General features: G+C 74.2%; 21 protein-coding genes. 12 read left to right on the top strand and 9 right to left on the bottom strand.

Features of this window, described 5'->3' with window-relative positions:
• The first annotated feature begins 72 nt into the window (after positions 1-72).
• Together AC3ET3_RS04635 and AC3ET3_RS04630 are read left to right on the top strand one after the other, a co-directional pair.
• On the top strand, positions 73-1,083 hold the full coding sequence (locus AC3ET3_RS04635; RefSeq protein ID WP_432155812.1) for an LLM class F420-dependent oxidoreductase: 1,011 nt from the start codon (positions 73-75) through the stop codon (positions 1,081-1,083).
• A 101-nt stretch (positions 1,084-1,184) separates the two neighbouring features.
• Positions 1,185-1,484: a hypothetical protein gene (locus tag AC3ET3_RS04630; RefSeq protein WP_432137706.1), complete on the top strand. Its 300-nt coding sequence runs from the start codon at positions 1,185-1,187 to the stop codon at positions 1,482-1,484.
• 36 nt (positions 1,485-1,520) lie between these two features.
• On the opposite strand, the gene AC3ET3_RS04625 is transcribed toward AC3ET3_RS04630, so the two are convergent.
• From AC3ET3_RS04625 to AC3ET3_RS04615, 3 genes are read right to left on the bottom strand one after another with little or no spacing between them, the layout of a single operon-like run.
• Entirely contained in the window at positions 1,521-2,591 is a 1,071-nt protein-coding gene (locus AC3ET3_RS04625) for a prenyltransferase/squalene oxidase repeat-containing protein (RefSeq protein ID WP_432137705.1), read from the bottom strand.
• Entirely contained in the window at positions 2,588-3,334 is a 747-nt protein-coding gene (locus tag AC3ET3_RS04620; protein WP_432137704.1) for a class I SAM-dependent methyltransferase, read from the bottom strand. Before AC3ET3_RS04620 ends, AC3ET3_RS04625 begins: the two co-directional genes overlap by 4 nt.
• Positions 3,328-4,743, bottom strand: a complete 1,416-nt coding sequence (locus tag AC3ET3_RS04615; protein WP_432155804.1) for a glycosyltransferase family 4 protein — start codon at positions 4,741-4,743, stop codon at positions 3,328-3,330. Before AC3ET3_RS04615 ends, AC3ET3_RS04620 begins: the two co-directional genes overlap by 7 nt.
• Before the next feature lie 209 nt (positions 4,744-4,952).
• Here AC3ET3_RS04615 and AC3ET3_RS04610 point away from each other — a divergent pair, with 209 nt between their 5' ends.
• Positions 4,953-5,609 (top strand): TetR family transcriptional regulator, encoded by a 657-nt coding sequence (locus tag AC3ET3_RS04610; protein WP_432137702.1) that lies wholly within the window; start codon positions 4,953-4,955, stop codon positions 5,607-5,609.
• On the opposite strand, the gene AC3ET3_RS04605 is transcribed toward AC3ET3_RS04610, so the two are convergent.
• The 3 genes from AC3ET3_RS04605 to AC3ET3_RS04595 all read right to left on the bottom strand — a co-directional run bounded on the left by AC3ET3_RS04605 (position 5,593) and on the right by AC3ET3_RS04595 (position 8,178).
• Positions 5,593-6,141, bottom strand: a complete 549-nt coding sequence (locus tag AC3ET3_RS04605; RefSeq protein WP_432137701.1) for a hypothetical protein — start codon at positions 6,139-6,141, stop codon at positions 5,593-5,595. The genes AC3ET3_RS04610 and AC3ET3_RS04605 overlap by 17 nt on opposite strands.
• A 347-nt stretch (positions 6,142-6,488) precedes the next feature.
• Positions 6,489-6,722, bottom strand: a complete 234-nt coding sequence (locus tag AC3ET3_RS04600; protein WP_432137700.1) for a ferredoxin — start codon at positions 6,720-6,722, stop codon at positions 6,489-6,491.
• A 4-nt stretch (positions 6,723-6,726) separates the two neighbouring features.
• Positions 6,727-8,178, bottom strand: coding sequence for an aldehyde dehydrogenase (locus tag AC3ET3_RS04595; RefSeq protein ID WP_435611670.1), 1,452 nt, complete (start codon positions 8,176-8,178; stop codon positions 6,727-6,729).
• Positions 8,179-8,385: 207 nt separating this feature from the next.
• Between AC3ET3_RS04595 and AC3ET3_RS04590 the strand changes: the two genes are divergently transcribed.
• The 7 genes from AC3ET3_RS04590 (at position 8,386) to AC3ET3_RS04560 (ending at position 16,615) form a co-directional block, all read left to right on the top strand.
• Positions 8,386-9,414: a Strvi_7410 family MBL fold metallo-hydrolase gene (locus AC3ET3_RS04590; protein WP_435611669.1), complete on the top strand. Its 1,029-nt coding sequence runs from the start codon at positions 8,386-8,388 to the stop codon at positions 9,412-9,414.
• A 304-nt stretch (positions 9,415-9,718) separates the two neighbouring features.
• On the top strand, positions 9,719-10,969 hold the full coding sequence (locus AC3ET3_RS04585) for an SCO2321 family membrane protein (RefSeq protein WP_435611668.1): 1,251 nt from the start codon (positions 9,719-9,721) through the stop codon (positions 10,967-10,969).
• Between the two features lie 41 nt (positions 10,970-11,010).
• Positions 11,011-11,700: an SCO2322 family protein gene (locus AC3ET3_RS04580; protein WP_432155813.1), complete on the top strand. Its 690-nt coding sequence runs from the start codon at positions 11,011-11,013 to the stop codon at positions 11,698-11,700.
• Positions 11,693-12,814, top strand: a complete 1,122-nt coding sequence (locus AC3ET3_RS04575; RefSeq protein WP_432137696.1) for an energy-coupling factor transporter transmembrane component T — start codon at positions 11,693-11,695, stop codon at positions 12,812-12,814. The genes AC3ET3_RS04580 and AC3ET3_RS04575 overlap by 8 nt, the downstream gene beginning before the upstream one ends.
• Positions 12,811-14,661 (top strand): ABC transporter ATP-binding protein, encoded by a 1,851-nt coding sequence (locus AC3ET3_RS04570; protein WP_435611667.1) that lies wholly within the window; start codon positions 12,811-12,813, stop codon positions 14,659-14,661. The genes AC3ET3_RS04575 and AC3ET3_RS04570 overlap by 4 nt, the downstream gene beginning before the upstream one ends.
• A gap of 335 nt (positions 14,662-14,996) precedes the next feature.
• Complete coding sequence (locus AC3ET3_RS04565) at positions 14,997-15,899, top strand: ECF transporter S component (RefSeq protein WP_435611666.1); 903 nt, start codon at positions 14,997-14,999, stop codon at positions 15,897-15,899.
• Positions 15,900-16,189: 290 nt separating this feature from the next.
• Positions 16,190-16,615 (top strand): aggregation-promoting factor C-terminal-like domain-containing protein, encoded by a 426-nt coding sequence (locus AC3ET3_RS04560; RefSeq protein WP_432158961.1) that lies wholly within the window; start codon positions 16,190-16,192, stop codon positions 16,613-16,615.
• A gap of 77 nt (positions 16,616-16,692) precedes the next feature.
• Here AC3ET3_RS04560 and AC3ET3_RS04555 read toward each other — a convergent pair whose 3' ends face one another.
• Positions 16,693-17,925, bottom strand: a complete 1,233-nt coding sequence (locus AC3ET3_RS04555; RefSeq protein WP_432137692.1) for a cytochrome P450 — start codon at positions 17,923-17,925, stop codon at positions 16,693-16,695.
• 198 nt (positions 17,926-18,123) lie between these two features.
• Between AC3ET3_RS04555 and AC3ET3_RS04550 the strand changes: the two genes are divergently transcribed.
• A complete protein-coding gene (locus AC3ET3_RS04550; protein WP_435611665.1) occupies positions 18,124-19,293 on the top strand; it encodes a steroid 3-ketoacyl-CoA thiolase in 1,170 nt (389 codons plus the stop codon).
• A gap of 68 nt (positions 19,294-19,361) precedes the next feature.
• Here the strand turns inward: AC3ET3_RS04550 and AC3ET3_RS04545 are convergent, their stop codons facing one another.
• The gene (locus AC3ET3_RS04545; RefSeq protein ID WP_432158962.1) at positions 19,362-20,336 is read right to left on the bottom strand and encodes a superoxide dismutase; all 975 of its coding nucleotides are present in this window, start codon (positions 20,334-20,336) and stop codon (positions 19,362-19,364) included.
• 205 nt (positions 20,337-20,541) lie between these two features.
• On the opposite strand from AC3ET3_RS04545, the gene AC3ET3_RS04540 reads away from it, so the two are divergent.
• Positions 20,542-20,880 carry a hypothetical protein gene (locus AC3ET3_RS04540; protein ID WP_435611664.1) on the top strand — a complete coding sequence of 113 codons (339 nt, stop codon included), beginning with the start codon at positions 20,542-20,544 and terminating at the stop codon, positions 20,878-20,880.
• A 51-nt stretch (positions 20,881-20,931) separates the two neighbouring features.
• On the opposite strand, the gene AC3ET3_RS04535 is transcribed toward AC3ET3_RS04540, so the two are convergent.
• Positions 20,932-22,980 carry a bifunctional glycosyltransferase 87/phosphatase PAP2 family protein gene (locus tag AC3ET3_RS04535; RefSeq protein WP_435611663.1) on the bottom strand — a complete coding sequence of 683 codons (2,049 nt, stop codon included), beginning with the start codon at positions 22,978-22,980 and terminating at the stop codon, positions 20,932-20,934.
• Positions 22,981-23,238: the final 258 nt, after the last annotated feature.

The following is a 23,238-nucleotide window of genomic DNA, read 5'->3' as shown; positions in this document are numbered from 1 at the left end:
CCCTTCCGGGCGGGGGGCCGTTGCCGTACAGTCGCCGCGCTGATGGCTGACGGTACGTCAGGAGGCGGTGGCATGCGGCTCGGTGTGGCACTCGGGTACTGGGGACGCGGGCCCGACCCGGGGCACGTGGAACTCGCGCGGGAGGCGGAACGGCTGGGGTACTCCTCGGTGTGGACGGCCGAGTCCTGGGGGTCGGACGCGTTCACCCCGCTGACCTGGATCGCCGCCCACACCTCGACGATCGGGCTGGGTACGGCCGTCGCGCAGATGGCGGCCCGCTCCCCGGTGGCCACCGCGATGCACGCGCTCACCCTGGACCACCTCTCGGGCGGGCGGCTGACGCTGGGGCTCGGGCTGTCCGGGCCGCAGGTGGTGGAGGGCTGGTACGGGCGGCCGTTCCCGGCGTCGCCGCTGACCGCCACCCGCGAGTACGTGGAGGTCGTACGGCAGGTGCTGCGGCGGGCGGGGCCGGTGGAGGTGGCCGGGCGGTTCCACGCGCATCCGTACCGCGGGCCGGACGGGACGGGGCTGGGCCGGCCGCTGAAGTCCGTCACGCACCCGCTGCGGCCGGACCTGCCGGTGCTGCTCGGCGCGGAGGGGCCGCGCAACGTGGCGCAGACGGCCGCGATCGCCGACGGCTGGCTGCCGCTGTACTGGTCGCCGAGCAGGCCGGACGCGTACGGGCCGGCGGTCGCGGACCTGCCGGACGGCTTCCGGGTGGCGCCGATGGCCCGGGTGAAGGTGTGCGACGACGTCACGGAGGGGCTGCTGCCGGTGAAGGCGATGCTCGGCTTCTACATCGGCGGCATGGGGCACGCCACCCGCAACTTCCACGCCGACCTCATGGCCCGCATGGGGTACGAGGAGGAGGCGCGGCGGATCCAGGAGCTGTTCCTCGCCGGGCGCCGGCAGGAGGCGGTCCGGGCCGTCCCGGACACGTTCGCGGACGAGATCTCCCTGGTGGGCCCGCGCGGGCGGGTGGCGGAGCGGCTGGAGCGGTGGCGCGGGGGCCCGGTGACCGATCTGCTGGCGCTCGCCCCGGACCCCCACACGCTGCGGGTGCTGGCCGAGCTCAACGGCTGAGCGCGGCCGGCGCGCGAAGGCGGACCCCAACTCCGGCCGGGTGCACGGCATATCGTCGTACGGAGGTGTTTCGAACGGCTTCCCCGGGTCACCCGGTGGGCATGTCCCCTCGGTATCGCACCGGTTCGAATCCTCTCGGCAGGGCCGTCGCGGCCGTCGCCGACGTCATGGCCCTGATCCTGGGCCTGTGGATCCTGTTGTACCTGCTGGACGCGAACCGCGCGAACGACTTCGTGCGGTTCGTGCACGACATGGCCGACTGGCTGGCGGGCTGGTCCCGTGACCTGTTCACGTTCGACGAGGCGTGGGCCAGGGTCGTCATGGGCTACGGACTGGCGGCCGTCGTCTACCTGTTCGTCGGGCACGCCCTCGCCAACGCGCTGAGCCGCCGTTCCTGGTGACCGGCTCGCCGGCCGCCCGGTCGGCGGGTCAGCGGGTCAGCGGCAGCAGTCCGGGTCCAGGCCCGTCGGCAGCTGTTCGCCGCCGAACACCGCGCAGGTGGCCTCGTGGCCGCCCAGGGCGGCCACGGCCAGCAGCAGGGAGCCCGCCGTCCAGGTGGTCAGTTCACGCGGCCAGACCGCCTCGTCGTCGAAGACGTAGCCCGTCCAGTACAGGCCCGACTCGGCGTCCCGCAGGTGCTGGATGGACTGCAGGATCTCCAGCGCCCGGTCGGACTCGCCCATCGCCCAGAGCGCCAGGGCGAGTTCGGCGGACTCGCCGCCGGTCACCCACGGGTTGGGCACCACGCACCGCACCCCGAACCCGGGCACGACGAAGCGGTCCCAGCCCTCCTCGATCCGGGCCTTGGCCTCCGCGCCGGTGAGCGCGCCGCCCAGCACCGGGTAGTACCAGTCCATCGAGTAGCGGTCCTTGTCCAGGAACCGCTCGGGGTGGCGCCGGATCGCGTGCCGCAGGGCACCGGCGGCCAGTTCCCAGTCGGGCTGCGGCTCCTCACGCTGCTCGGCGACGGCGAGCGCGCACCGCAGGGCGTGGTGGATCGAGGAGGAGCCGGTCAGCAGCGCGTCGGTGGCCGCCGTGCCGTCGTCGTCGCGCCGCCAGCCGATCTGCCCGCCGGGCCGCTGGAGGCGCAGCACGTACTCCACGGCCGCGTACACGGTCGGCCACATGCGGTCCAGGAACGTGTCGTCCCCGGTGGACAGGTAGTGGTGCCACACCCCGACGGCCACGTAGGCGACGAAGTTGGTCTCGCGTCCGGTGTCGGTGACGTCGTCGTGGGCGCCGTCCGCGTAGGCCGCGTACCAGGAGCCGTCCTCGTGCTGGTGGCGCGCCAGCCAGTCGTACGCCCGCTCGGCGGCCGCGTGCTCGCCGGCCGCGTCCAGGGCCATCGCGGCCTCGGTGTGGTCCCACGGGTCCAGGTGGTGGCCGCGGAACCAGGGGATCGCCCCGTCGTCCCGCTGCACGGCGAGGATGCCGCGCACGGTGGCGGCGGCCTGCTCGGCGGTGAGCACGCCGGGCAGGACCAGGTGCTCGGTGCGGGGGGTGGTCACCGGGCGTCCGCCTCTTCGGCGAGGCGCGGCAGGTGCGGCTTGGTCGCGTAGACGACGAAGCTCTTGCCGATCAGCGGGTTCAGCGCCTGCTCGGCGACGCGCGTCGCCAGCGGCTTCTTCATGATGTCCCAGACCAGCAGCTTGTGGTAGGCGCGCACCGGCAGCGCCTTGTCGTTGTCCACGCCGAACGCGCACTTCAGCCACCAGTAGGGCGAGTGCAGGGCGTGGGCGTGGTGGCTGCCGTAGGGCTTGAGTCCGGCCTCGCGGATCTTCCCGACCAGCTCGTCCGCCCGGTAGATGCGGATGTGGCCGCCCTCGACCTCGTGGTAGGCGTCGGAGAGGGCCCAGCAGACCTTCTCGGGGCCGTAACGGGGCACGGTGACGGCGATGCGCCCGCCGGGCTTCAGCACGCGCACCATCTCGGCGAGTACGCCCTTGTCGTCGGGGATGTGCTCCATCACCTCGGAGATGATGACGACGTCGAACGACTCGTCGGGGAAGGGCAGCGCGAGCGCGTTCCCCTCCATGGCGGTGGCGGTGGCGCCCTCGGGGGCCTCGCCGGCCTCCTTCATCGCCGCGAACCACTTGGCGACCTCGCGGATCTCCTCGCCGTTCTGGTCGAGCGCCACGACCTGGGCGCCGCGCCGGTAGCACTCGAACGCGTGCCGTCCGGCGCCGCAGCCGAGGTCCAGGACGCGGTCGCCCGGGGCGAGCGGGAACCGGGAGAAGTCGACGGTCAGCACGTGGCCCTGCTTTCGGGGGTCGATACGGCGGGTGCGGCGGCGGAGGTCGTCGAGCGGCCCGGGGCCGTGCCGGGGGCGGCGGTTCCCCCGCCCGGGCGCCCGCGGGCGTCGGAGCGGGCGATGGCCTCGCGGTAGCGGGCCACGGTGCCCTCGGCGGCGCGGGCCCAGGTGAAGTTCCGCAGCACCCGCTCGCGCCCGGCCGCGCCGAGCCGCGCGCGCAGCTCCGGGTCGCCGAACAGCCGCAGCAGGGCGGCGGCCAGCGCTCCCGGGTCGCCCGGCGGTACCGCCAGACAGGTCTCCCCGTCCCGCCCGGCCACCTCGGGGATGGCCCCGCCGGTGGTGGCGACCAGCGGGGTGCCCGCGGCCATGGCCTCGGCCGCCGGGAGGGAGAAGCCCTCGTAGAGGGAGGGCACGCAGGCGGCCTCCGCGGAGCGGACCAGGTCGACCAGTTCGGCGTCGGAGATGCCCTTGACGAACTCCACGGCGCCTTCGAGGCCGTACCGCTCCACGGCCTGGGCGACCGGTCCCTCGGTGGGACGCTTGCCGACGACGACGAGGTGCGCGGCGGGCTGCTCGGTGCGGACCTTGGCCAGTGCCTCGACGAGGAAGACGAGCCCCTTGAGCGGCACGTCGGCGCTGGAGGTGGTGACGATCCTGCCCGGCACGACGGGCACCGACGGGTCGGGCGCGAACAGGTCGGTGTCGGTGCCGATGTGCACGACGTGGACACGGTCGTCGCGGACGCCCAGGTGGTCGACGATCTCCTGCCGGGAGGTGCCGGAGACGGTGAGCACGGACGGCAGCCTGCGCGCGACGCGCTTCTGCATCCGGGTGAAGGCGTACCAGCGCCGCACGGAGTAGCGCCGCTGCCAGGTCCCCGCGGCGTCCAGCTCCAGCTGCCGGTCGACGGTGATGGGGTGGTGGATGGTGGTGACGAGGGGGGCGCCGATGTCGCCCAGCAGCCCGTAGCCGAGTGTCTGGTTGTCGTGCACCACGTCGAACTCGCCCCGCCGCGCCCGCAGATGGCGCCGGGCGCGCAGCGAGAAGGTCAGCGGCTCGGGGAAGCCGCCGGTCCACATGGTCGCGACTTCCAGGGCGTCGATCCAGTCGCGGTACTCGTCACGCTTCGGGGTGCGGAAGGGGTCCGGCTGGCGGTACAGGTCGAGGCTGGGCAGCTCGGTCAGGGTGAGCCCGGGGTGGCCCTCGTCGAGGACGGGGTACGGCTGGGCGCCGATGACCTCGACCCGGTGGCCGAGGCGGGCCAGCTCGCGCGAGAGGTGCCGTACGTAGACGCCCTGCCCGCCGCAGAACGGGTTCCCCTTGTAGCTCAGAAGCGCGATGTCGAGCGGTCGCTCACCGTCAGCCGCCATGTCCTTCCCGGACCGGGCCCGACTGGCCTCAGCGGTCACTCCGGGCCCCCTTCTGCCTGCACTGTCCCGCGAGACTACGACGGGACGCTAACCTAGAACAAGTTTCAGACTTGATCGTTCGGGAGGCTCTGAATCTACCGGCAGGTAGGGGCACTGTGGCCAGTGGATCAGGTGATTCACGCCACGGCCGGAGGCCCCGTCACGCCGGTGTGATCATCAGCGCTCACCGACTGTCACGGATCGGGATCATGCCTGCGGAAACCAGTGGTGCGCGTCCGTCCCCCACGCTCGGCTACACGCCCGCGGGGGCGTCCCCGGCGCCGCCCCTCACCGAGCGGCAGGAGGCCCGGCGCCGCCGCATCCTGCACGCGAGCGCGCAACTGGCCAGCCGGGGCGGCTTCGACGCGGTGCAGATGCGGGAGGTGGCGGAGTCCTCCCAGGTCGCCCTGGGCACCCTGTACCGCTACTTCCCCTCCAAGGTGCACCTGCTGGTCGCCACCATGCAGGACCAGTTGGAGCGCATGCACGGCACGCTGCGCAAGAAGCCCCCGGCGGGCGACACGGCCGCCGAGCGGGTGGCGGAGACCCTGATGCGGGCCTTCCGCGCGCTGCAGCGCGAGCCGCACCTCGCCGACGCCATGGTGCGCGCCCTGACCTTCGCGGACCGCAGCGTGAGCCCCGAGGTGGACCAGGTCTCCCGGCAGACCACGGCGATCATCCTGGACGCGATGGGCCGGGAGAACCCGACCCCGCAGCAGCTGTCCGCGGTCCGCGTCATCGAGCACACCTGGCACTCGGCCCTGATCACCTGGCTCTCGGGACGCGCCTCCATCGCCCAGGTGAAGATCGACATCGAGACGGTGTGCCGGCTGATCGACCTGACGGAGGTCAGGGAGCGGGAGTAGCGGTCTCCTCGCAGCGCATCCGTCCGCCGATGACCATCAGGCCCGTGAAGTCCCCGGACAGGATCTGCTCCTCGATCGGCCGGGTCCCGCTCGCGGCCTCCTTCGAGGTGGCTCCGGCGAGGATCTGCAGGTGCCAGCCGTCCTTGTCCACGAGCCAGGACACGCCGTCCTCGTCCTCGTCGGGGCTCTCCGCCCGCCACCCGCGCTTCTGCAGCTCGGCGACCACCCGCGCGGCGGCCTTCCGGTCCGGTGCGGCCGGGGTGCGTGATCCCGCGGCCACCTGGCAGGGGCGGGCCCGCATGGCCGGGGAGCCGGCGTCGGCGAACGCCGGCTCGGGGAAGCCGCCCGCCGCGGCGGCGGCCCGGACGTCCTCCTGCACGGCGGCGGCCGTGACACCCCCGGACTCCGCCGCCGCGCTCGCGGCCGGCGCGGAACCGCTCGCCCCGGGCGCCGCCGTACCGCCGCCTCCGCCACACCCCGCCAGGACCGCCGTCGCGGCGGCCACGGCCACCACGGCCCCCTTCACGCGCATACGCCCCCCGCCCCTCGTGGATCACGGATGCCGGGCCGCAGTCTCGCACGGGACCCGGCGGGCGCGCGGAAGGTCAGCAGAAGGGCACGGGACGCGGCAGGCGCACAGAAGGGACCTACGAGACGGGTTCCCTGCGCCGGCATGGTCCGGATCAGGTTCCGGGGGTCGCCGTTCGGCCCGACTGCTGCCGTTCGGCCTCTCAGCCCGACCGTCGCCGTCGGCCTCGGCGGAAACCTGGTGGTCTCTCGCCCAAGTCGGCTACTCCGGTTGGACTCCCTCACTCGCCTCGTAGGCCAATTCCAGAATAGAACGCCACGAAGAGGATGAAACCCCCCAGAAGGGATTTTTTACTCTTCCGGCGGGAACACCGCCTCCCCGCTGCCCAGCAGCGTGATCGTGATGGCCTCCACGGGGCAGTTCTCCGCCGCTTCCAGCACCCGCTCGTCGGCGTCGGTGTCCGGCTCGACCGGCCGGGACTGGCGGGCCGCGTCGAGACGGAAGCCGTCCGCCGCGCGGTGGACGCACTGGCCCGAGCCGATGCACAGGGAGCGGTCGACCTCCACGTGCCAGCGGTCGCCCATCCGGCTACGCCCCCGCCGGCAGGTGGATCATCTTGTGCTCCAGGTACTCGCCGTACCCCTCGGGCCCGAACTCCCGCCCCAGCCCGCTGTTCTTGTAGCCGCCGAACGGGCCCAGCATGTCGAGGCTGAAGGTGTTGACGGAGTAGGTGCCGGTGCGCACCTGCCGGGCGATCCCGATGCCGCGCTCGACGTCGGCCGTCCAGACGCTGCCGCTCAGCCCGTAGTCGGAGTCGTTGGCGATCCTCACGGCCTCGGCCTCGTCGCGGTAGGGCAGCAGGCAGATCACCGGGCCGAAGATCTCCTCGCGGGCTATCCGCATGGAGTTGTCGACGTCGCCGAAGAGGGTGGGCTCGACGTACCAGCCCCGCTCCAGACCCGCCGGACGCCCGCCGCCGGTGAGGATCTTGGCGCCCTCCTCCTGCCCGATCCGGATGTAGTCGAGGTTGCGCCGCTGCTGGCGCCGGGCCACCAGCGGGCCGACCTGGGTCGCCGGGTCCAGCGGGTCGCCGACCACGAGCGCGCTCGCCGCCGCCGCGAACGCGTCGGCGAACTCGTCGTAGCGCGAGCGCGGGACGAGGATGCGGGTCTGGGCCACGCACGCCTGGCCGTTGTTCATCCAGGCCGCCGGGACGATGCCGGCGACCGCCGTGGCCGCGTCCGCGTCGGGGAGCACCACGGCCGCCGACTTGCCGCCCAGCTCCAGGGTGACCCGGGTGAGGTGGCGGGCGGCGACCTCCATGACCCGCTTGCCGGCCGCGACCGACCCGGTGAAGGAGACCTTGTCCACGCCGGGGTGCCCGACCAGGTACTCGCTGACCTCACGGTCGGCCGGGAGGACCGACAGAACCCCCTGCGGCAGCCCCGCCTCGGCCGCGATCTCCGCGAGGAGGTAGGCGTCCAGCGGCGACTCCGGCGACGGCTTGAGGACGACCGCGCACCCGGTCAGCAGCGCGGGCGCGAGCTTGGCGGCGGCCACGAACTGCGGGACGTTCCAGGGCACGACGGCCGCGACGACCCCGACGGGCTCCCGGCGCACGAGGATCGGCCCGAGCACCCCGGCGCGCCGCTCCTCGTAGGTGAAGTCCCGGGCGACGGTGATCGCCGCGTCCCAGACCATCATCGCGCCGAGCGCCTGGGCGAGGACGCTCCAGGAGTACGGGGAGCCGTTCTCGGCGGAGATCACCCGGGCGATCTCCTCGTGGCGGGCGGCGATCCCGTCCTTGATGCGTGTGACGACGGCGATCCGCTCCTCCAACGGAAGCCGCGGCCAGGGCCCTTCGTCGAAGGCGCGGCGGGCCGCCTCGACCGCCCGGTCGACGTCGGCCGGCGAGGCGTGCGGCACCCGGCCGATGACCTCCTCGGTGTGCGGCGACACCACCTCGATGACGTCCCGGCCGAGAGGGTCGGTCAACTCCCCGCCGATGAACAGCTGTCCGTGTTCCCTGAGCTCGGTCATGGCCGACTGCCTCCCGGAGCCATGTGCCTGACGAACCGTCAGGCCACCTTTCTGGAACAGATACCAGTTCCGCACCAAGGAGTCCACGGACGGGAGGGCGACAGGCGGCCGACGGACGGGTGACGGACGGACCCGTATGCGTCGAGCCTCCTGTCGAAACGCGTTCTAGTTATAGTGACCGTACGCGGCGCGGCGATTGGGGAGTCCATGGCACAGGTGTACGACCACGGCGGCGGCGTCCGGTCCGTCCGGGTCCCCATCCCGGACAACCCGCTCGGCCACACCCTGGTCCACGTCGTCGACACCGACCGTGGCCCGGTGCTCATCGACACCGGATGGGACGACCCCACCGCCTGGGACACCCTCACCGAGGGCCTGCGGGCCTGCGGCACCGACGTCGCCGAGCTGTACGGCGTGGTCGTCACCCACCACCACCCCGACCACCACGGGCTGTCCGGCCGGGTGCGGGAGGCGTCCGGCGCCTGGCTGGCGATGCACCCGGCGGACCTGGCCGTCGTCCGGCGGACGCGGGAGACCCGCCCGGAGCGCTGGTTCGCGTACATGGCGGAGAAGCTGACGGCGGCCGGCGCCCCCGAGGAGCACGTGGCACCCCTGCGCGGCGCCGGGCACGGCCGCACACTGCCCGGCCTCTCCCCCGCCCTGCCGGACCGCGAGATCACCCCCGGCGAACTCCTCGACCTCCCGGGCCGCCGGCTGCGCGCGGTGTGGACCCCGGGCCACACGCCGGGCCACGTCTGCCTGCACCTGGAGGAGGAGCACCCCGGCGGACTCCCGGGCCACGGGCGGCTGTTCTCCGGCGACCACCTGCTGCCGGGGATCAGCCCGCACATCGGCCTGTACGAGGACCCCGACGACACCGCCGTCACCGACCCCCTCGGCGACTACCTGGACTCCCTGGAGCGCGTCGGCCGCCTCGCCCCCGCCGAGATCCTCCCGGCCCACCAGCACCCCTTCACCGACGCCCCGGCCCGGGTGCGGGAACTGCTCGCCCATCACGAGGAGCGCCTCACCGGCCTGCACGCCCTGCTGACCGCCCCGCTCACCCCGTGGCAGCTCGCCGAGCGCATGGCGTGGAACCGGCCCTGGCCCGACATCCCGTACGCCTCGCGCACCATCGCCGTGGCGGAGGCGGAGGCCCATCTGCGCCGGCTGGTGAAGTCGGGGCGCGCTGAGGCGGTGCCGGGGAGCGATCCGGTGGCGTACGCCGCCGTGTAGGCGGCCCGCCAGGTCACGGAAAGGTCGCCGGGACGCGGGGGCCCTCCGGGCCCGGTCTACCGCCCGGTACAGTAGCGGCGTCGTCATCACACCCGTACGGGGGGAAGCCGGTGCAATTCCGGCGCTGACCCGCAACCGTGAGCCGTCCCCGGACGGTGAGCCGGACTGCCCCGCGCGGACGTGACCGGCTCACGTGCGTCGGCGTCCGCCGCCGCACGGCAGGCACCGTCGAGGTCTACGGAGCCGAGCCGCCCGGGGTGTCCCGCGCTGCCCGGCTCCCCCTAGGGAGAGGCACCCGCCGATCATGAACGTCCGCCGCACCACCGCGGCGCTGGCCGCAGCCATCGCCGTGATCGGCGCCGCCACGCCCGCCGTCGCCGCCCCGCCGTCCCCGACCCCGTCGGTGGTGATACCCGACGGCCTGTACGGCCTGGCCGACCCGACGTACGACGGTGTGTGGCGCCAGTCGTACGCTCTGCTCGCGCAGCACGCCGTCGGTGTCGTCCCGGCCGACGAGGCGGTCGGCTGGCTGGCCGGCCAGCAGTGCGCCGACGGTTCCTTCCCCGCCTTCCGCGTCGACCCGGCGAAGCCCTGCGACGCCAAGGTGACGGTCGACACCAACAGCACCGCCGCCGCGGTCCAGGCGCTCGCCGCGCTCGGCGGCCATCGCACCGCCACCGACAAGGCCGTCACCTGGCTGAGGTCGGTCCAGAACAAGGACGGCGGCTGGGGCTACATGCCCGGCGGCCCCAGCGACACCAACTCGACGTCCGTGGTGATCGGCGCCCTCGACGCAGCCGGCCTGAAGCCGGGACAGGTCCGCAAGGACGGCAAGTCCCCCCACGACGCCCTGCTGACGTTCGCCCTGCCGTGCGACGGCTCCACGGACGCGGGATCCTTCGCCTACCAGCCGGACAAGAGCGGCAAGCTCGCCGCCAACGCCGACGCCACGGCGGCGGCCGTCCTCGGCGGGTTCGGCGCGACGCTCGCCGGACAGCGCCCCGCGCAGCCGCTGACGGGCGTGCCGGCCTGCGAGAAGACCACCGACCCGGCGCACGCCGCCCGCAACGCCGCCGCCTACCTGGCCCGCACCCTGGACAAGGACCACCACCTGGTCTCCACCCTCCCCGGCGCCGAGAACCAGCCCGACTTCGGCAACACCGCCGACGCCGCCCTCGCCCTCGCCACGGCCGGCCTGCGGACCGAGGCCACCGCCACCCTGGGCTGGCTGAAGGCCAACTCCGAGGCGTGGGCCGACATGACCGGCCCGGCGGCCTACGCGCAGCTGATCCTGACGTCCCTGGCGACCGGGGCCGACCCGCACGACTTCGGCGGCGCCGACCTGGTGGAGCGGCTGAACAAGAGCGGCCCGGCCCCCAAGTCCGTGCCGGCCCCGTCGTCCGCAGCGTCCGCGTCCGCCTCCCCCGCCTCCGCGGCGGCGGACCGCGACGACGAGGGCCTGGGCGCGGGCGCCGTCACGGGCATCGTCCTGCTGGTCCTGATCGCGGCCGGCGGCGCCGTCCTGGTGGTCCGGTCCCGGAAGCGGCAGGCGTGACCCGCCGCCGCCCCGGGGCCGCCCCGCCGGCACCGGCGGCCCTGACGCGCCGCCGTGCCGCGCTCGCCCTGTCGGCGGTCCTGGCCGCCCTGCTCCTGCCGCTGCCCACCGCGGGTACGGCCGGGGCGGCGACCGGCTACCGCTACTGGTCCTACTGGACCCACGACGCCCAGGGCTGGACGTACGCCACCGAGGGCCCCGCGACCGCGCGCCCCGCCGACGGTGACGTGCAGGGCTTCCGGTTCGCGGTCAGCGAGGACTCCGCGGACGCGGACCGGCCCCGGGGAGCGGCCGCCTTCGGGCCGATCTGCGCGGGCACCCCGGCCCAGGACGGCATGAAGCGCGTCGCGCTGGTCATCGACTTCGGCACGGCGGCCGACGCCCCGTCCGGCGAGAGCCCGCCCGCCCCGCGCACGGCCTGCGCGCGGGTGCGTGAGGACGCCTCCGCCGCCGAGGCCCTGGCGGCGGAGGCCAAGCCGCTGCGCTACGACGCCAACGCCCTGCTCTGCGCCATCGCGGGCTACCCCGCGAAGGGCTGCGGGGAACAGGTCTCGGTGGGGAAGCCGCAGGAGTCGCGGAAGCCCGAGGGCTCACCGACGGCGCAGAGCGAGGCCGCCGGGCAGGACTCCGACACCGGCGGCACCCTCCTCGGGCTGCTCGCCGGCGTCGGCGCCGTCGTCCTCGTCGCCGCGGCGACCCTGTGGCAGGTCAGGCGACGCCGCGATGCGTGAGCGCGCGGCCGTGCACCCCGGCGCCTGGTGGCTCTGGGCGCTGGGGCTCGGCACCGCCGCCACCCGCACCACCAACCCCCTGCTGCTCGGCCTCCTCGTCGCCGTCTCCGGCTATGTGGTGGCCGCCCGCCGCCCCGACGCGCCCTGGGCCCGCTCCTACGGCGCGTTCGTCCGGCTGGCGCTCGCCGTGATCGCCGTCCGCGTGCTGTTCGCGGTGGTCCTCGGCTCCCCGATCCCGGGCACCCACATCCTGCTCACGCTCCCCGAAGTCCCGCTGCCCGACTGGGCGAAGGGCATCCGCCTGGGCGGCCGGGTGACCGCCGAGGGGGTCCTCTTCGCCGCCTACGACGGTGCGAAGCTGGCCGCGCTGCTGATCTGCGTCGGCGCCGCGAACGCCCTCGCCAGCCCGTCCCGCCTGCTGAAGGCGCTGCCCGGCGCCCTGTACGAGACGGGCGTGGCCGTCGTCGTGGCGCTCACCTTCGCCCCGAACCTGATCGCGGACGTCCACCGGCTGCGCGCCGCCCGCCGGCTGCGGGGCCGCCCCGACCGCGGTGTCCGGGGCCTGCTGCACGTCGGACTGCCGGTGCTGGAGGGGGCGTTGGAGCGTTCGGTGGCGCTGGCCGCCGCGATGGACTCCCGCGGCTACGGGCGGACCGCGCGGGTCCCGGCCGCGGTCCGCCGTACGACCGCCGCTCTCACCCTCGCCGGGCTGCTCGGGGTGTGCGCGGGGACGTACGGGCTGCTGACCGCCGAGGGCGCCGGGTACGGGATGCCGGTGCTGCTGGCCGGGGTCGCGGCCGCGCTGGCCGGGCTCCGGCTCGGTGGCCGCCGTACGCCGCGCACCCGGTACCGGCCCGACCGCTGGGGTCCGCCGGCCTGGCTGGTGGCCGGCTCGGGCGCGGCGGTGGCCGCGCTGCTGGCGCTGGCCGCCGACCGGGACCCGGCGGCGCTGCGTCCCGGTGTGGTCCCGCTGGTGGCCCCCGAGTTCCCGCTGTGGCCGGCCGCGGCCGTCCTGCTGGGCCTGCTGCCCGCCTTCGTGACCCCGCCCCCGTCCCCGCCCTCTTCCCCTGTCCCGTCCCCCTCCCCCGCCGTCGCCGCCGAGGAGCCGCAGTGATCCGCTTCGAGGATGTCTCCGTGACGTACGAAGGGGCGCCCGGACCCGCCGTCCGGGGCCTCGGCTTCGAGGTGCCGGAGGGTGAACTGGTGCTGCTGGTCGGCCCGTCGGGGGTCGGCAAGTCGACGGTGCTCGGCGCGGTGAGCGGGCTGGTCCCGCACTTCACCGGCGGCACCCTGCGCGGACGGGTCACGGTCGCCGGCCGCGACACCCGCACCCACAAGCCGCGTGACCTCGCCGACGTGGTGGGGACCGTCGGCCAGGACCCGCTGTCCCACTTCGTCACGGACACGGTGGAGGAGGAACTCGCCTACGGCATGGAGTCGTTGGGCCTGCCGCCGGAGGTGATGCGCCGCCGTGTGGAGGAGACCCTGGACCTGTTGGGCCTGGCCGGCCTGCGGGACCGTCCACTGGCCACGCTCTCCGGCGGCCAGCAGCAGCGGGTCGCGATCGGCTCGGTGCTCACGGCCCACCCGAGCGTCCTCGTCCTCGACGAGCCGACCTCCGCGCTCGACCCGGCGGCCGCCGAGGAGGTCCTCGCGGTGCTCCAGCGCCTGGTCCACGACCTCGGTACGACGGTCCTGATGGCCGAGCACCGCCTGGAACGGGTCGTCCACTACGCCGACCAGGTGCTCCTGCTGCCCGGCCCGGGAGCGGCCCCGGTCCTCGGAACCCCGGCCGAGGTGATGACCGTCTCCCCGGTGTTCCCGCCGGTGGTGGAGCTGGGCCGCCTCGCCGGCTGGTCCCCGCTGCCCCTGACCGTCCGCGATGCCCGGCGCCGGGCGGGTGACCTGCGGGAACGCCTGAGCGGGCGGGAGGGGAGCGGCGGCGCGCCGACCGCTTCGGGCGCGGGGGCCCCGGCAGTACCGGCGTCCCGGGCGGGGTCTGCCCGTGCGTCCCGGGTGGGGCCGACGTCCGGGGTGGAGCCGGTGTCCCAGGCGGAGCCGACCGCCCAGGCGGAGCCGGCCTCCCAGGCGGGGCCGGCCTCCCAGGCGGGGCCGGCCCAGGTGGGGCCGGCGCTCCCGCGCGCACTCCGGCGGCTGTTCGGACGCCGGGCCGCCGGGGCCGAGCCGGTCGCCGGGGGCGCCGAGGTCGCCCAGGTCGCCGAGGTCCGTTCGCTGGCCGTCCGGCGGGGCCGGGTACAGGCGCTGCGGCGGGTCGACCTGACCGTGTCCGTCGGCGAGACGGTCGCGCTGATGGGGCGCAACGGGGCGGGGAAGTCGACGCTGCTGTCGGCGCTGGTCGGCCTGGTCGAGCCGGCCTCCGGCACGGTCCGTGCCGCGGGTGCCGTCCCGCACCGCACGGCCCCCCGCGAGCTGGTGCGCCGGGTCGGCCTGGTCCCTCAGGAGCCGCGCGACCTGCTGTACGCCGACACGGTCGCCGCCGAGTGCGCGCAGGCCGACCGGGACGCCGGGGCCGCGCCCGGCACCTGCCGGGCTCTGGTGTCGGAGCTGCTGCCCGGGGTCGCCGACGACCTCCACCCGCGCGATCTGTCGGAGGGCCAGCGGCTGTCGCTCGCCCTCGCGGTCGTCCTGACGGCCCGCCCGCCGCTGCTCCTGCTCGACGAGCCGACCCGCGGCCTGGACTACGCGGCCAAGGCCCGCCTGGTGTCCCACCTGCGGGCGCTGGCCGCCGAGGGCCACGCCGTCGTGCTGGCCACGCACGACGTGGAACTCGCCGCCGAGCTGGCCCAGCGGGTGGTGCTGCTGGCGGAGGGCGAGGTGATCGCCGACGGTCCGGCCGCCGAGGTGGTGGTCTCCTCCCCGTCCTTCGCACCCCAGGTGGCGAAGATCCTCGCCCCGCTGAAGTGGCTGACGGTGACCGAGGTGAAGGCGGCCCTCACATGACACGCCACCCCGTGCGACCCGAGCCGGACCGCCCCACCGCGTCCCAGCCGACCCCGCCCGAACCGGACCGCCCCACCGCATCCGAGCGAACCCCGCTCCACGCGCCCGGACGGCCCGGCATCTCCCAGCCGACCCCTCACCCGACGCCGAAGCCGACCCCGGCCGCACCGACGGACCCCCCGCAACCCCCGGCACCCGAGCCACCCCGCTCCACGCCCTCCGAAGACGCACACTCCACGACACCCGCCCCGGACCGCCCCACGACGCCCCGGCCGACCCCGCCCGGACCGGACCGCCCCGCGGATCCCGAACCGGCCCGGCGCACGGCGCACCCCGTGGCCCCGCGGACGGCTCCGGGCGCGGCAGCCCCGGGGGACGCCGGAGGCCGGCGCCGGGTCCGTGCCGTGCGGCTGGGGGCACGGTCCGTGGTCACGCTGGGGCTGGTCAGCGCGGTCGGGGTGGCGGCGCTGACCTGGCCTTTCTTCGCGCCGCCCGACTCGTCGGCGGTGGCCCACGCGCAGGACGCGCCCTGGCTCTTCGCGGGGCTGCTGGTGCTGCTGGTCGCGGTGGTGGCGGCGACCATCGCCGAGTCCGGGATGGGCCCGAAGGCGGTCGCGATGCTCGGTGTGCTGGCGGCGACCGGCGCCGCGCTGCGCCCGATCGGCGCGGGGACGGCCGGTCTGGAGCCGATGTTCTTCCTGATGGTGCTCAGCGGCCGGGTCCTCGGCCCGGGCTTCGGCTACGTCCTCGGCTGCGTGACGATGTTCGCGTCCGCGCTGCTCACGGGCGGGGTCGGCCCCTGGCTGCCGTACCAGATGCTGTGCATGGGCTGGTTCACCATGGGCGCGGGTCTGCTGCCGGGCCCGGAGCGGCTGCGCGGCCGGGGCGAGGTGCTGATGCTCGCGGGCTACGGGTTCCTGGCCGCCTTCGCGTACGGCACGGCCATGAACATGCAGGGCTGGCCGTTCCTGTCCGCCGACAGCACGACCATCGCGTTCGACCCGGACGCCGGACCGGCCGCGAACCTGGCCCGCTTCCTCGCGTACTGCCTGGCCACCTCCCTCGGCTGGGACCTCGGCCGGGCGGTCTGCACGGTGCTGCTGACCCTGGCCGTCGGCCCCGCCGTGCTGAAGGCGCTGCGGCGGGCCACCCGGCGGGCGGCCTTCGAGACGCCGGTCACCTTCACCCCTCACGAGGACCCCGCGCACCCTCCGGCCACGGTGAAGCACCCCACATGACCCACGTCACCCACTACACACCTTAGTAGGGCATTCCGGACATCATGCCCACACCAAAAGGGCCTCCGACCTGGCCTTTGAGACCCAGGTCACAGAGGCCGTCGGCTCTCCGCATGCGACCACAACTAGTACAAGGGGTATTTGCCAGCCCATTTCGGGCCTGCTTCTCTGGATGACGTCGCACGGCGCCGACGAGCCCCCCGGGCCTCGGCGCCGACGCACGCCGGCAGCACCGCCCCCGCGGCGCGGCCCGCCCGCGACAGCACCGTCCCCGAAGAAAAAGGTTCTCCGTGTCGTTCTCCGTCATCCGCCGCGTCGCCTCCGCCCCCAAGAAGGTCCTCACCACCGCCGCCGTGGTCACCGCCACCGCCGGCATGGCGCTGGCCGCGGCCCCCGCCCACGCCGCCCCGGCGTCCGCGGACTCGGCCGGCCAGGCCAAGGCGATCGCGAAGAAGATGATCCCGAACGCGGCGCAGTACAACGCCTTTTCCAAGATCGTCGAGCACGAGAGCGGCTGGGACGTCGACGCCGTCAACGCCTCCTCCGGCGCCTACGGCCTCGTCCAGGCCCTCCCCGGCTCCAAGATGGCCTCCGCCGGCTCGGACTGGAAGACCAACGCCGCCACCCAGATCAAGTGGGGCCTCGACTACATGAACTCCCGCTACGGCAGCCCGGTCGGCGCCTGGAACTTCTGGCAGGCCCACCACTGGTACTGAGCCGTACCCACCCCCCGCACCGCACCGTAGGCGGCGACCCCGGCACCCGGGGCCGCCGCCTTCGGCGTACACCGCGGCTACGCCGTCACCCGCAGCTCCTTGATCCCGTTGATCCACGCCGACCGCAGCCGCCGCGGCTCCGCCGCCGCACGGATGTCCGGCAGGGCGTCGGCGACGGCGTTGAAGATCAGGTCGATCTCCAGCACGGCGAGGGACTTGCCCAGGCAGAAGTGGGGCCCTCCCCCGCCGAAACCGAGGTGCGGATTGGGGTCCCGGGTGATGTCGAAGGCGTCGGGTTCCTCGAACACCTCGGGATCGTGGTTGGCGGAGGCGTAGAAGAGCCCGACACGGTCACCCTTCCTGATCCGCGCACCCCCCAGTTCGGTGTCCTGGGTGGCGGTGCGCTGGAAGGAGACGACCGGCGTGGCCCACCGCACGATCTCCTCGGCGGTCGTGGCCGGCCGCTCCCTCTTGTACAGCTCCCACTGCTCGGGGTGGGTGAGGAAGGCGTGCATGCCGTGGGTGATGGCGTTGCGGGTCGTCTCGTTGCCGGCGACGGCCAGCATCAGCACGAAGAACCCGAACTCGTCGGAGTTCAGATTGCCCTCGTGCTCGGCGGCGACGAGGGTACTGACGATGTCCTCGGCCGGGCACCGCTTCCGCTCGGCGGCCATGTTCATGGCGTAGGCGATGATCTCGGCCGCGGAACGCGCGCCGACCTCCTCGGTGATGGCGTACTCGGGGTCGTCGTAGGCGATCATCTTGTTGGACCAGTCGAAGATCTTCGCCCGGTCGTCCTGGGGTACGCCGATCAGCTCCGCGATGGCCTGAAGCGGCAGCTCGCAGGCGACCTCGGTGACGAAGTCGAAGGGCCCCGAGCGGCGGCGCGCCCCGTCCACGATGGCGCCGGCCCGCTCCCGCAACCGCCCCTCCAGCGCCCGGACGGAACGGGGCGTGAAGCCGCGCTGCACGATCTGCCGCACCCGGGTGTGCTCCGGCGGGTCCATGTTCAGCAGGATCAGCCGCTGCGCCTCGATGGTCGCGCGCTCGATGTGCTGGTTGAAGCGGATGATCGCGGTGTTGAGGCTGGAGGAGAACAGCTCGGGGTGCGTGGAGACGTACCGGACGTCGGCGTGCCGGCTCACCGCCCAGTACCCCTCGTCGTCGAAGCCGGCGATGCGCCCCGACTGCGGGATCCAGCACACGGGCTCCGCCCGGCGCAGCTCGGCGAACTCGGGCAGGGGCACGCGGTGATGCAGCAGGTCGGGGTCGGTGAAGTCGAACCCGTCGGGAAGCGCCGGACAGGGCATGGGCAGCTCCAGCCAGGGGGCACCAGGGAGTATGTGAACTGACGGTCTATCAGAAACAGGTTGCGGCGAAGGTAGTTGAGGGCGCCGAAGGCTGCAAGACCCTTGCGGTGAGCGACGTCACATCAGCAGACTGCAACAGGAACTAGAACACGTACTAGTTCCGCCTGCTGGAGCCGCCCCCCGGAAGGATCCGCACCCATGGCCGCCGAACCCGTGATCGTGGAAGCCGTCCGCACCCCCATCGGCAAGCGCTCAGGCGCGCTGGCCAACCTCCACCCCGCCTACCTCCTCGGCGAGACCTACCGCGAGTTGCTGGACCGCACCGGCATCCCCGCCGACGCCGTCGAGCAGGTCGTCGGCGGCACGGTGACCCACGCCGGCGAACAGTCCATGAACCCCGCCCGCACGGCCTGGCTGACCGTGGGCCTGCCCTACGAGACGGCCGCGACCACGGTCGACTGCCAGTGCGGCTCCTCGCAGCAGGCCTCCCACATGACCGCCAACATGATCGCGGCGGGTGTCATCGACGTCGGCATCTCCTGCGGTGTGGAGGCGATGTCCCGGGTGCCGCTGGGCTCCGGCTCCAAGCACGGCCCCGGCAAGCCGTTCCCCGACGAGTGGAACGTGGACCTCCCCAACCAGTTCGAGGCGGCGGAGCGCATCGCCCGCAAACGGGGCCTGACACGCGAGGACGTGGACCGGCTCGGCCTGCTGTCGCAGGAGCGGGCGGCGGCGGCCTGGGCGGAGGAGCGCTTCAAACGCGAGACGTTCGCGGTCCAGGTCCCCACCACGGAGGACGAACAGCGCGCCGGCCAGGGCATGTGGCGTCTGGTGGACCGCGACGAGGGCCTGCGGGACACCTCGCTCGACGCCCTGTCCGGCCTGAAGCCCATCATGCCGACCGCCGTGCACACCGCCGGCAACTCCTCGCAGATCTCGGACGGCGCGGCGGCCATCATGTGGGCCTCCAAGCGCATGGCGCGGGCCCTGAAGCTCAAGCCCCGGGCCCGCATAGTCGCCCAGGTCCTCACCGGCGCCGACCCCCACTACCACCTCGACGGCCCCATCGACGCGACCAACGCCGTCCTCGGCAAGGCGGGCATGACCCTGAAGGACATCGACCTGGTCGAGATCAACGAGGCGTTCGCGTCCGTCGTCCTGAGCTGGGCCCGGGTCTTCGACCAGGACCTCGACAAGGTCAACGTCAACGGCGGCGCCATCGCCCTGGGCCACCCGGTCGGCGCGACGGGCGCCCGCCTCATCACCACGGCCCTCCACGAACTGGAGCGCACGGACAAGGAATTCGCCCTGATCACGATGTGCGCGGGGGGCGCCCTGGCTACGGGGACGATCATCCAGCGGCTCTGACCGGCTCGCGCCGGCGAGGGCTCCCCCAGGAAGAGGGACACCCGCCGGCGCTGTGCCGCTCCGGTGCCCTAAAGCGGCACCGCCACGATCGTCGACGACATCGTCGGGTCCGACCAGTCGGAGTCGAAGCGGGCGTTGACGACGTAGAGGCGGTCGCCGTGGACGGCGGCCGTGGTGGGTTCGTCGAAGCGGGGGTCGGTGATGCGCCTGACGAAGGTGCCGCGGGTGCCGTCGCCGGTGAGGCGGAAGACGTCGACCGCGTAGGCCCAGTTGCGCACGACGTACAGGGTGCGGCCGTGCAGGACCAGGCCGTCGCCGTTGCTCACCGCGCCGCCGGTCAGGGCGACCTCGGTGGTCTCGCCGGTGCGCGGGTCGACCCGGTAGAGGAGGGCGGAGTTGTCGTTGACGACGAGCAGGCCTCGGCGGTCCGGGGTCAGTTCGATGCCGTTGGCGCCGAACGTCTGGCCGCCGGGCGGTGTCGGGGCCCAGGCGCCGGTCAGCGGCAGTGTGCGCACCGGGGAGGCGGAGGGGACGGTGCGGCGCACGGGCACGTGGTAGAGGACGTCGTTGAAGGAGTCCGTGAACCAGGCGCCGCCGCAGCCCACCACCACGTCGTTCACGAACGCCGTGCCGGTCGCCGCCTGCCAGGCCGCCAGCGGGCGCCCGGAGCGGCGGTCGACGACCCTGATCTGCCCGGTGTCGCCGCCGGCGATCACGAGCCTGCCGTACGGGGCGACCTTGAGGCCCACCGACATGGGGCCCTGCCCCTCGGTGATGATCCGGCCGCGTCCGGTGGCCAGGTCGGCGGCGTAGACCGAGCCGTCGAGGAGGGAGCCGGTGTAGGCGACGGCCCCGGGGCCGATCGTGATGCCCTCGGGCTGGAAGCCGGGCGGTGTGGCGATGGTGGCGGGCCAGGAAGCCGCGCTGCCGCCACCGCCGGTGGCGGCCTGGGCGGCGGAGGCCGGCGGTCCGGCCAGGGCGGCGGCGCCGCCGAGCGCCGCCGCGGTGCCGAGGAGGTGACGCCGGGTCAGGGAGCGTGCCACGGTGCGTGATCCTTCCGACGGTGGACAAGCCAGGCAGCCAGACCAGCACACCGCCCGGCGCACGGCAGCACGCCGCCCCCATCCTTCACAAAGGAATGCCGGGCCTCCCCTTCCGGCGGCCGCCCCGGAGGCGGCGCCGGCCCCTCGGTACGATGCGGACCGCCCCGTCCCACCGGCGGGGCGCCGACCGAGGGGAGGGTCCGGGATGGTGACCAAGGCGGCGGCCGTGACCGCGGCAGGGGCCGGTGCGGCCGTGGTACGGGCGCTCGGCGCCGAGGGCCGGGCCTGGCTGCCGGGCCGGTGCGCCGGGCTGGTCGGCCGGGGCGACGCCGCCCGGGAGGCCGGGGCGCTGGAGCGGCTGGACCGTACGGCCGCCGCGCTGGCAGCCGCCGAGGAGGGCGACCGGGACCGGCTGCGGGCCGTGCACGCCGTCATGTGGCAGGGCGAGTTCGCGGCCCTCCTGGACGCGGCCGGGACGGCCGACGAGCGCGACCGTCTGCTCGACGAGCTCACCGCGCTGGTGCGGGACGTCGACGCCGCCTGAACGAGCGGGAGCGCGCCGCCCGGGCTGTGAGCACAGGCATGCCGCCCGGGCTCAGGCGCTCGGCGCCGGTTCCTTCGTCGCCTCGGGCTCGGTGACGGCCGGCGGGCCGGGCGCCGGCCGGGCGCGGGGCCCCTGCAGAACGTAGGTCAGGGCGAAGCCCCCGGCGACGACCACGGCGCCGCCGGCCGCGTCGAGGACCCAGTGGTTGCCGGTCGCGACGATCGCGGTGGCGGTGAGCAGCGGGTGCAGCAGGCCGAGGGCCTTCATCCACCACCTGGGGGCCACGATCGCGATGATCAGGCCGCACCACAGTGACCAGCCGAAGTGCAGCGACGGCATCGCCGCGTACTGGTTGGTCAGGGAGGTCAGCGTGCCGTAGTCGGGGCGGGAGAAGTCCTGGACGCCGTGGACCGTGTCGATGACGTCGAGACCGGGCATCAGGCGGGGCGGGGCGAGCGGGTAGAGCCAGAAGCCCACCAGGGCGAGCAGGGTGGCGAGGCCCAGGGCGGAGCGGGCCCAGCGGTAGTCGACCGGGCGGCGCCAGTAGAGCAGGCCGAGGACGGCCAGCGGGACGATGAAGTGGAACGACGTGTAGTAGAAGTCGAAGAACTCCCGCAACCACCCGACGGTGACCACCCAGTGGTTGACCGCGAGCTCGAAGTCGAGGTGCAGGAAGCTCTCGATGTCGAGGATCTCGTGCCCGTGGGCCTCCGCGCGGGCCCGGCCGCCGGAGATCGTGCCGCCGGTCGCCGCCAGCCGGACCTGCGAGTACGCCGCGTAGCCCACCCGGATCAGCAGCAGCTCCAGCAGCAGGTTGGGGCGGGTGAGGACCCGGCGCAGGAAGGGCAACAGGGGGATGCCGGGGAAACGGGCGGGGACCGCGGGGGCGTACTCGGTGGGGACGGGCCGGTCGTAGTAGGGCGAGGTGCGCGGCAGGAAGGGAACGAAGGTGGCGGCGGCCAGCGCGGCCAGCAGGATCACGTTGTCGCGCAAGGGCGCCAGGAACGCCATGCCCGGCAGCAGCATGTCCGCCGGGAGCGTCATCACCAGCACCACGGCGGCCGGCCAGAGCAGCCGGTCCGAGGCGCGCCTGCCGACCCGGCCGACCACCGCGAGCAGCAGCCACAGCAGCTGGTGCTGCCAGCTCGTCGGGGACACGGCGATGGCGGCGCAGCCGGTGATCGCCACCGCGAGCAGCAGCTGCCCGTCCCGGGCGTAGCGCACCGCCCGGCGCAGTCCGAGGGCGACGACGGCCGCGCCCAGGGTCAGGGCCAGGGCGGTCTCCGGGGGGCCGGACAGGCCGAGGCGGAGCAGGGCGCCGTGCAGGGACTGGTTGGCGAGGGCGTCGGCGTCACCGCCGAGGCCGGCGCCCGCCAGGTGGTGCACCCAGTAGGTGTGGGAGTCGTGCGGCAGGACGGCCCAGGCGAGCAGGGTGCAGCCGAGGAAGGCGGCGCCGGTGGTGAGGGCGGCGCGGCGGCGGTCGGTGCACCAGAGCAGGGCGGCGAAGAGCAGGACGGTGGGCTGGAGCGCGGCGGCGAGCCCGATGAGCATTCCGCCGGCGTAGCGGCCGCGTACGACGAAGCAGCCGAGGAGGACCAGCAGGACGGGGATGATGCTGGTCTGACCGAGCCAGAAGGCGTTGCGGACCGGGAGCGACAGCATGAGCAGGCTGATCGCGACGGGTGCGGCGAACAGCGCGGTGCGCCGCCCGACGGGCTGGGGCAGGGCGCGGGCGGCGACCAGACCGAGCGCCGCGACCAGCAGCAGGGAGCCGAACGTCCAGCCCCAGCCGAGTCCCTGTTCGGCCGCTCGGGTGAGGGGCTTGAGGACGAGTCCGGCGAAGGGGGTACCGGTGAACCGGGTGGACGCGTAGATCGAGCCGTTGACGTGCAGGACGCCCTGGGGGCCGACCCAGGTCTCCAGGTCGGTCAGCCGCTCCCGGCTCGGCGTGGTGAGCACGACGGCGACCTGTCTGACCGCCAGCACGACCGTGATCAGCCAGAGCGCGAGGCGGGCCGCGTGCACACGCGTCGGGGGGGTGCCCGCCGCGGTCGCCCCGGCGGGTTCGGCCGATCGCCCGATGTGCTCCGCATCCACCACGCCTCGTCGGCCTCCCGCCCCGTCCGGTCCGCGCCCGGTCGCGCGGAAGTTCCCTTATGCACCCTAAGAGGCTCTCGCCCCCCGGGACAGAGACACGAGCCGTCGCCGTTTCACCTGACGACCGATCTCCTTTTGTCCGGAAGACGATAGTGCGCACGGATCCGGGGTGCCGCATCGAGGGACGGCGGAACCGGCGACTCCGTGACCCGAACGGCTGAAATCGATCCACCGCCCACGCTGAGGGGAACCCGTCCGAGG

It is taken from the genome of Streptomyces sp. bgisy159 (genome assembly GCF_057707805.1).
Note: the sequence above shows the minus strand (reverse complement) of the source record. Positions and strands in the feature narration are given on the sequence as shown.